We start from the raw sequence: 6,398 nt of genomic DNA, 5'->3' as shown, positions 1-6,398 counted from the left end.
CCCCCACTCCTCCTGGCCCGGACCGCTGCCCAAGCCCGCCACGCAGCATCGGCCGCCCCCGCACCACCCCGACTACCTGCTGCCCTGGCAGAGCTCGGACACCGCACCGGACCCCGGCTCGCCGAACGGGGCCGACACCCCCGCGACCACCCCCGGCCGCCACAGCGACCTGCGCCGGCTGCGCACCGCGTACCGGCTGCTGCGGCGCACCGCGGCACTGACCGCGCTCGGCTACTTCGTGGTCTTCCTGCTGCTCTCCGGCTACGCCAAGGAGCTGCTGGACCGCCCCCTGTTCGGCGGCCTCAACCTCGGCCTGGCGCTGGGTCTCTGCCAGCTCCCCGTGACCCTGCTCGCCGTCCACCTGTACGAGCGGACCGCCCGGCGCACGGTCGACCCGCTCGCCGCCCGGATGCGAAGAGCAGGAGCGGCCCGGTGAACGGATTCGACAACTCCGCGCAGTCGATGTCCCTGGTGGCCTTCCTCGCCGTGGGCACCGTGGCACTGCTGCTCTGCGTGATGACCGGCCCGGACCGCGACGACGTCGACGAGTTCTACACCGGCTCCCGCTCGCTCTCGCCCCTGCAGAACGGACTCGCCCTCGCGGGCGACTACCTCTCCGCGGCCACCGTGCTCGGCACCACCGGCATCATCGCCCTCACCGGCTACGACGGGATGATCCTCGCCCTGAGCATCACCCTCTCGCTCGTGCTGCTGATGTTCCTGCTGGCCGAACCGCTGCGCAACGCGGGCGGGTTCACCATGGGCGACGTACTGATCCGCCGCGCCCCCGGCCGCGCCGTCCGCATCACCGCCTGCGCGGCCACCCTCGCCGCGCTCATCCCGATGATGGTCGTCCAGCTCGCCAGCAGCGGCGATCTCCTCGCCTTCATCCTCGGGTTCGACACCTCCGGATTCCGCACCGGAGCCATCATCGGGCTCGGCACCCTGATGATCGGCTACGCGGCGATCGGCGGCATGAAGGGCACCTCGCTGATCCAGATCGTGAAGACCGTGGTCCTCTTCGTCGCCGCGTTCACCATCGCCGTGATGATCATGAACCGGTTCGACTGGAACACCGACTCACTGATCTCGGCCGCCCGCCAGAGCAGCGGCGCGGGCGCCGACTATCTGCGCTCGGGGCTCCAGTTCGAGGGCAGCGGGCTCGACATGGTCAGCTCCGAGCTGACCGTGGTGCTCGGCGCCGCCTGCCTGCCGCACGTCACCATGCGCATGTCGAGCGCCCGCTCCACCCAGGCCGTCCGGCGCTCGATGTCCTGGGCGGTCTCCGTGGTCGCCGCGATCTGCCTGCTGCTCGTCGTGATCGGCTTCGGCGCGGGCGCGCTCGTCGGCCACGAGGGCATCACCGCCGCCGGGGCCTCGGGGAACAGCGCGATCCTCCAGATCAGCGGGGAGGTCGCCAACGGTACGCAACTGGGGGCCCTGATCATCACGACGATGACGACGGCGATCTTCCTGACGCTGCTCGCCTCGGTCGCCGGAATGATCCTGTCCTGCGCCAACTCCCTCGCCCACGACCTGTTCGCACACGGGCTGCACGGGGTGCGCGACCCGGACCGCAAGCCGCTGGCCGGCCTCTCCGAGATGCGTACGGCACAGGCCTCGGCAATCGTGATCGGGCTGCTCGCCACCACGCTCGCGGTCGTGGCCAGGCACTGGAACGTACAGGCGCTGGCGACGCTCTCGTTCTGCGTCGGCGCGTCCGCGCTCGCCCCGGCGCTCCTCTACAGCATGTTCTGGCGGCGCTTCACCCGTACCGGACTGCTCTGCACCCTCATCGTCGGCACCCTCACCACCCTGGTGCTGATCACCGGCACCAACCTGGTCTCCGGCTCACCGAGCTCGGTCTTCCCCGACCACGACTTCAACTGGTTCCCGTACACCACCACCGGGCTCGTCTCCATCCCGGCCGGATTCCTGGCGGGCTGGCTCGGCACGGTGCTCCCCCGCCACACGGCTCCGGCGGCACGCCGGCTCTACCAGAGCGAGGAGCCCCGGATCCTGGCGGGAGTACCACCGACGTCCCGGCACTGAACCCGGCCGCCGCACGCTCCACGGCACGCTGTCGGCAGGCGGCACGACGACAGTCCCGCACACTCCGGGTGGAGGGTGCGCGGGGCTGTCCTCGTTGTGCGGGACTGCCGTCGCCCAGGGCGGAGACCGCCACTCCACGGCATCGGTCAGACCACCGGACCGGACTCCCGGCAGTTCCTGCACAGGCCGTCACGGAACGCCTCGGGCCTGCCCGGGGCGCCGCACTCGGTGCACTCCACCATCAGGCGGCGTACGGGAGTTGCCTGCGCGGCCGGGGTAGTGGCGGGCAGGCGGGGCGGGAGTTTGTCGTGGAGGCGGCGGCGGACGAAGCCGAAGGGGGAGTCGACGGACGCGGGAAGCCCGGCGGTGAGGGCGTGCGTCAGGTAGTCGGCGTCCACGCCGCGCGCGAACCACTCGGCGGCCGCCCGCTCCAGTGCCGCACAGTCCGCCGCCGAGAGGGCCAGCCGGGAATCGGCACGCCCGAGACGGGCCAGGGCGGCAAAGGCGGGAGAAGGCCCTGGCCGGGACTGCGGCTGCGGGTGCGGGTGCGGGTGCGGGTGCGGCTCCACAGTGCGCTGCTGCGGTACGTGTACGGGCGCGGGCTCCGGCTCAGACGCGGGCGCGGGCTCAGACGCGGGCGCGGGCGCGGGCGCGGGCGCGGGCGCCGGGGGATCCACCGGCTTCGCGGTCGGCAGCGGTGCGGACCGGCGCTCCTCGGCAGCGAGGAAGGCGTCCCACCACTCGTTGTCGTGAGCAACCCGCGACCAGAAGGTACGCGTGACCCAGCGGACCCGGTCGCCGCTCTCGCCGCTCTCGCCGTTTTCGCCGCTCAGGCACCGGACATGCCGCAGATGACCGGCCACCCCCAGAGCCCGCAGCGCGCTGCCGACGGCCATCTGCCCGTACAGGGGCTGGCTCTTCGCCAGCGACTTGATGTCCATCGCCGCCCCCTCGGGCAGGGCGTCCACATAACCCGCGATGTGCCGCTCGCGCTCGGGCAGCAACGTGAAGCCGGCCTCGGGCGGCGGACATTGCTCCGGAACGGATCGCTTTCCGTAGCCGGGGCGGGCCTTCGGGTGCGGGCGCGAGGATGCGGACGCACGCAGGGCAGGGCTAAGGTCTGAAACAGCCACGGGATCGCTCTCTTCGATCTTGGGGTCAGACCCCGGCCGGTGCTGGTAACACCGCGTCGGGGTCGTTGCGTTGGCACCGTAAGCAGCCGCGACTCCGCGCCGCAAGTCGGTCACGACTAGTCATACTTGCTGGCCGTGACGGGTCCGGGAGGGTGGGGAGGTTTTCCCAACCCCCTTCATTCACCTACCGGTTGTAAGACATCGCTCGAATCCCGACGTCCGGATCCCGGCTCCCGAAGCCCGAAGCTCAAGACCCGGCCCCGCCCCTCCGCCCCGTCACCCGAAAGAGTGCACAAGCCCCGTCCGAAGCTCGAAACACGAAACTCGAAGCTCGGCTCCCGGATCTCGGATCCCGGCTCCCGGCTCCCGGATCTCGATGCGAGGCGCGTACGCCTCTGGCACAGGCGAACGAGGTCGGCGATTCTGTTCGCATGCTGCTCCCGATCATCCACAAGACGGCCGAACTGATCGAGGTCGTCCGCATCACCGACCCGAACAGGCATTTCGGCGCCGCGGACCTGACCGGCGACGAGGTCGCTCGCTGGGAGGCGCCCCAGGTCGATCAGGTCCTGGCACTGGTCGGCGACCTGCCGGACGGCGAGATGCACCGCTGCTTCGCCCCGGGCTGGGGCATCCGGGTCCACGGTGCCAACGGTCTGCTCTTCCAGCTGGCCTTCTGCTTCCACTGCCACGACGTACGGCTGTGGGGACCGGCCGTCCCGGACGAACAGGCGGGGCTCCACAGCTTCGACGCGGACAGCGCGCCCGCCCGGGAACTCCTCGGCCGGTTCCGTGCGGCTGCGGAGAAGCCCGCGTAGTCGGATCGAAGCGAAGCGAAGCGAAGCGAATCGAAGCGGATCGGATCGGATCGGATCGGATCGGATCACGATCCGCCGCGCAGCCGGTTCAGTCCTCCGCCGGGGCCACCCGTCCGGTGAGCGCCGCGAGCGAATTCCGTACGTGGGCCATGTGCGCCTGCACCTCGTCGCGGCCCTCCTCGTGCTCCCGCACGATCCGCTCCGTCTCCCGGACCACCCGCTCCTCACGGACCCTGGCCTCCGCGATCAGCTCCGCGGCCCGCGCCTCGGCGTCCTCCTGGCCGTGCCGGGCGGCCTCCTCCGTCTCCGCGAGCGCCCGCCGCGCCTCCTCCAGCCGGGCCTCCGCCTGCTCGGTCAGCTCGTCGTGGTGCGCCGACTGCGCGGCCTCGGCGCCGGCCAGTTCGAGCTCCGCCGCCTGCCACCGCTCGGAGTGCTCCTGCTCCTGGTGCGCGAGGACGCTCTCGGTGCGGTGGCTCGTCTCCGTCATCATGGCCTCGGACCGCTCCCGCATCTCCGCGGCCTCCGTACGGGCCTCGGCGACCGCCTCGTCGGCGGTGCTCTGCGCCGTGGCCAGCGCCTCGTCGGCGTGGGTCGCTGCCGCCGCCCGCATGGCCTCGGCGTCCGCCCGCGCCGAGGCGCGAAGCGCCCGGGCCACCTCGTCCGCCGCGTCGGTGAGCGCCTGCGCCTCCTCCTGGGCGGCGCCCCGTACGGCCTCCGCCTCACTCCCGGCGAGGGCCAGGATCTGTTGGGCGCGCTCACCCAGCGATTCGTAGTTCTGCGGGGCGAGCGTGGCGACGACCTCGCTCAGCCGGACCGACTCCGCCGACAGCTCCTCCACCAGCGCCGTCAGCCGGGTCACCTCGTCCAGCGCCGCGTCCCGCTCCGCCGAAAGACCGGCCACCATGCGGTCCACCTGCTCCGGACGGTAGCCGCGTCCCCGTACGCCGACGAAGCCATGCGCGGACACCGGTGCAGAACTCATCCTTGAAGCCTCTTTCCGACTCTCCGACCCACCAGCAATACGTCAAGGATGCGGCAATTGGCCAAGAAGTCGGAATCGATTGGCTGCATTCCGGACGGAAGCGACAGGCATCACAGACAACACGGACAACACGCGGCACACAGCACGGCGCCCGGCCCCTCTCGGGAACCGGGCGCCGTCAGCGGGCCTGCCGGGTCAGATCAACCCGTCCCACATCTGTTCCAGGAGCACCGACCACCAGCTCTCCGGCGACGCCAGCGCCGCCGGGTCCAGCGCCACCAGCTGGGCCTGGAAGTCGACCGTCCAGCGGCCCGCCTGCTCCGGGTTGAGCCCGAAGCGCAGCCGCCACATCCGGCCGAGCAGCGCCAGCGAACGCTGGAACTCCGGCAGCCCCGTGTTCACGAACTGCGGCAGCACCGACTGTCCGCCCGGACCCGCCTCGACCGGCACGGCCACAATGTTCGCGGTCCCGTACTGGACACAGATCGCCCGCCCGAAGTCCGACCCCATGACGAGGTACGACCCCGCGTCGGGGGCGGGCTGCACCTGGCGCTGCGCGGCCAGCTCGGCCAGCGTCGGCACCACCGGCTGACCCGGCTGCGCCCAGAAGAACGGCCCGAAGTCGGCGGGCAGCCCCGCCCACACCAGCGTCCGCGCCACGGTCTCCGGCACGCCCTGACGGGACACGGCGCGCTGATCGAAGCGGCAGATGCCCTGCGGCCCGAAGGTCTGCAGCAGCTCCTCCGCGATGGCCTCCGGCGGCGCCGCCATCGCGGGCGGCATCTGCGGAAGCGGGGCCCGCACCGGCGCCGGACGGGCCGGACCGTCCGCCACCTGGTGCAGCTCGCCCTGGTGGGTGAGCAGATGTTGCATGCCCTGCTGACGGCTGGCGTGATCGGTGCCGTACGGGGCGACGCTGGTGATCCGCACCTGCGGCCAGGTCTCCCTGATCATCCGCGCGCAGTAGCCACCGGGCAGCTCACAGGACTCCAGCTCGGTGTGCAGCTCGATGACCTGCTGCGGCGGCACGTTCATCGCCCGCAGCTCGTGCAGCATCTGCCACTCGGGGTGCGGGGTGCCGGGCGCCGAACGCCGGATCAGCTGCTGCTCACTGCCGTCGGGCCCGCGGTAGCGCAGCACGGCCTGATAGCCGGGCCCGACGGTCGGCTGACCGTTCGGCGCCTGCGGATAGCCGTACGCCGCGGGCGGCGGGGTGTGCGCGTTCGGCGGTACGGGGCCGGGGGCGCCGGGCGGGCCGGGAGGACCGGGCGGCTGGAGCGGACCCGTGCCGCCCATGCTCGGGTCGGCCAGCATCGTCGCGGCATGATGCACCCCACCACCGGGCGGCGGCGTCGAACCGGGCGGCGGAGGCGGCACCGGAGCACCGGGCGCACCCGGAGGACCGGGCGGCTG

The 6,398-nt window shown here is 72.1% G+C and carries 6 protein-coding genes; 3 read left to right on the top strand and 3 right to left on the bottom strand.

All coding sequences use genetic code 11. The features are described 5' to 3' along the window. Both AADR41_RS40595 and AADR41_RS40590 read left to right on the top strand, forming a co-directional pair. Positions 1-436: DUF485 domain-containing protein (locus AADR41_RS40595; protein WP_446751201.1), on the top strand; the 436-nt coding region annotated here is incomplete at its 5' end. Beyond that, positions 433-2,052, top strand: coding sequence for a sodium/solute symporter (locus AADR41_RS40590; protein WP_342287348.1), 1,620 nt, complete (start codon positions 433-435; stop codon positions 2,050-2,052). The genes AADR41_RS40595 and AADR41_RS40590, both read left to right, overlap by 4 nt. Positions 2,053-2,198: 146 nt before the next feature. Here the strand turns inward: AADR41_RS40590 and AADR41_RS40585 are convergent, their stop codons facing one another. Further along, positions 2,199-3,056, bottom strand: a complete 858-nt coding sequence (locus AADR41_RS40585) for a MarR family transcriptional regulator (RefSeq protein WP_446751200.1) — start codon at positions 3,054-3,056, stop codon at positions 2,199-2,201. Positions 3,057-3,616: 560 nt separating this feature from the next. Here AADR41_RS40585 and AADR41_RS40580 point away from each other — a divergent pair. After that, complete coding sequence (locus tag AADR41_RS40580) at positions 3,617-4,003, top strand: hypothetical protein (protein WP_342287344.1); 387 nt, start codon at positions 3,617-3,619, stop codon at positions 4,001-4,003. An 88-nt stretch (positions 4,004-4,091) separates the two neighbouring features. Here AADR41_RS40580 and AADR41_RS40575 read toward each other — a convergent pair whose 3' ends face one another. Continuing rightward, positions 4,092-4,985 carry a cellulose-binding protein gene (locus AADR41_RS40575; protein ID WP_342287343.1) on the bottom strand — a complete coding sequence of 298 codons (894 nt, stop codon included), beginning with the start codon at positions 4,983-4,985 and terminating at the stop codon, positions 4,092-4,094. A 195-nt stretch (positions 4,986-5,180) separates the two neighbouring features. After that, positions 5,181-6,398 (bottom strand): SUKH-4 family immunity protein (locus AADR41_RS40570; RefSeq protein WP_342287342.1); only part of this gene is annotated, 1,218 nt, incomplete at its 5' end.

The organism is Streptomyces sp. CLV115 (genome assembly GCF_038448545.1).
GTDB lineage: Bacteria > Actinomycetota > Actinomycetes > Streptomycetales > Streptomycetaceae > Streptomyces > Streptomyces sanglieri.
The sequence above is the reverse complement of the archived record's forward strand: the minus strand, read 5'-3'. Positions and strand labels throughout refer to the sequence as shown.